Origin of the sequence: uncultured Maricaulis sp. (assembly GCF_963976135.1) — a bacterium.
Classification (GTDB): domain Bacteria; phylum Pseudomonadota; class Alphaproteobacteria; order Caulobacterales; family Maricaulaceae; genus Maricaulis.
The window spans coordinates 1-1,979 of the sequence record NZ_CAXBKN010000188.1 but is presented as its reverse complement, the minus strand read 5'-3'; the positions used below and the strand labels follow the sequence as shown (position 1 = coordinate 1,979).

2 protein-coding genes are annotated in these 1,979 nt (G+C 67.8%); both read right to left on the bottom strand.

Translation table 11 applies throughout. The features are described 5' to 3' along the window. Positions 1-53: 53 nt before the first annotated feature. A complete protein-coding gene (locus AAC023_RS14445; RefSeq protein ID WP_339742010.1) occupies positions 54-1,358 on the bottom strand; it encodes a terminase family protein in 1,305 nt (434 codons plus the stop codon). Continuing rightward, positions 1,258-1,979: hypothetical protein (locus tag AAC023_RS14440; RefSeq protein ID WP_339742008.1), on the bottom strand; the 722-nt coding region annotated here is incomplete at its 5' end. The genes AAC023_RS14440 and AAC023_RS14445, both read right to left, overlap by 101 nt.

Here is a 1,979-nt window from a genome sequence, read left to right as displayed (position 1 = left end):
GTCCGGGATGACAAGCGTTTGTATTTATGCGGGTTTTCGCGGAGCACGCGCCTCTAAAGCCGCCTGATCCTCGGCCCCGCCCGCGTCTGCAGCAGCAAATCCGTCACCGCCCAGACCAGCGCATCGACGCGGTCGGGGCTGGTGCGCGGGCCTTCCGGGGCGCCGAAGGCACACATCTGGTCCTCCAGCGCCGCGAAGCGTCCGGCGTGAAACACGCGGCCTGCCGCATAGAGCGCGGCGACCGGTTCGGCCCGCACATGCTTGCCGCGGCTGGCATGGACCAGCCGGACCGGCAGACCGCTCGAGGCTGCCTGCAAGACCGACCTCACCATCTCGCCGCCCTGATTGGCCTCGGCGACCAGGCCGTCGGCCTCGAAAGCTTCGAAACTCTCCGCCACGACGCGGGCCCAGTCGGCCGGCATGGCGGGACCGAAGGAGCGATCGGCGAGCACCCAGGCGCGCCGCGAGGCGCCCTCACCCGCCGCGCCGGCAATCACGATGCCGCACTCGTCCGAGCGGGCGCCGCCAGTGGCCGGCGGATCAACCGCGACAATAATGCGGTCGAGCTCGGGCGCCTTGTTCACAATCGCCGCCTCGATATCGGCCCGGCGCCACAGCGCCCCGGCCGGATCGTCGATCAGCACGCCCTCGATCTCCTGGCGCCCCAGCGCCGAGCCGCCATAGGCCGCCTGCATGGCGGCAAGAAAGCCCGGTGCCAGATTGGCGGCATTCTCCGAGGTCGGCTGGTGCGAGCTTGCAACGCCCGTCGCCTTCATCAGGGTTTTGAGCGCCGGGATCGGCCGCGGCGTCGTCGACAGCATCAGGCGCGGCCTGTCGCCCAGCCTGAGCCCCATGCGCAGGGTGTCGAGGGTCTTTTGCGGTTCGGCCCAGGCAGCAAATTCATCGCCCCAGGCCAGCTCGAATTGCGGCCCGCGCAGCCCGTCCGGATCCTCCGCCGAAAAGGCATAGGCTTCGGCCTCGTTCGGCCAGATCAGCCGCTTGCGCGAGACTTCATAGCGCGGACGCTCGGCCTCGCGCCCGATATTCGCCAGGCCGGACGGCCCGTCAATCATCACCTCGCGCACATCATTGAATGTCGGCCCGACCAGCGCGATCCGGCGGATACCGGCCTTCACCTGTGCCCGCACCCATTCAGCGCCCGCGCGGGTCTTGCCCGCGCCGCGCCCGCCGAGGAAAAGCCAGATCAGCCAGTCGCCGGGCGGGGGCAGCTGGGCGGGGGTGGCCCAGGTGCGGAAATCAGCCTTCAGCGCGATCAGCGCGTCCTCGCCGACCGCCTCGAACTTCAACCGCCGCTCCGTCTCCGGGGTCGCGTGGAAAGAGTCGACGTCGAAGGTCATCGCGCAGGAGTTCGACTTCGGCATCGCTCAACTTCGCCTCCTTGTTCTCGCCCGGCGTGGCGGCATGTCTCGTTTCCATCATCGCGGTCCTTTCCTCATGTTCGGCGCGGCGCAGCGCGACATAGGCGGTAGCCATCTTCGTCGCTGCAGCCGGGTCGCCGAGGAGATATTCCGCCTCGGCTTCAAGCCGCCGTCGCCGCAACGCCGTCTCGCGCCGCTCGGCCAGTTCGGCGGCCGGCAGCCGCCGCAAATGGCTCATCGCCCGATAGACGCTCTGCGGCGTAACCCCCGCCGCCCCCGCGATCTCCCGCGCGGTCTTGCCGGCTTCATATTGCAGAAAATACGGATACCAGGCCGTCGGATCGCGCCGCGGCGTCTTGGCCGTCTCCGGCCTCTCGGCCGGTTCGGGTGGTTCAGTTTTTTCGGGTTCTTGGGTCATGCCGGATATTAGGCTCGTGCCTGTTCCGGTCGGATTGTTTGCCGAAATTTTCGCGCAAGGGCCTGCAAGGTCCGGGGATTTTATTTGAGGCGGTGTGGATAGCGGGGAAGTTATCCCCGCAAAAACTGGTGAAACGCTCCCCGACCCAACAAATATCACCTTCCCCCGGACTTGTTCCGGGG

What these genes read in the sequence shown, in the direction of transcription:
- AAC023_RS14445 (WP_339742010.1), bottom strand. Translation starts at nt 1,358, where the DNA reads ATGACCTTCGACGTCGACTCTTTCCACGCGACCCCGGAGACGGAGCGG.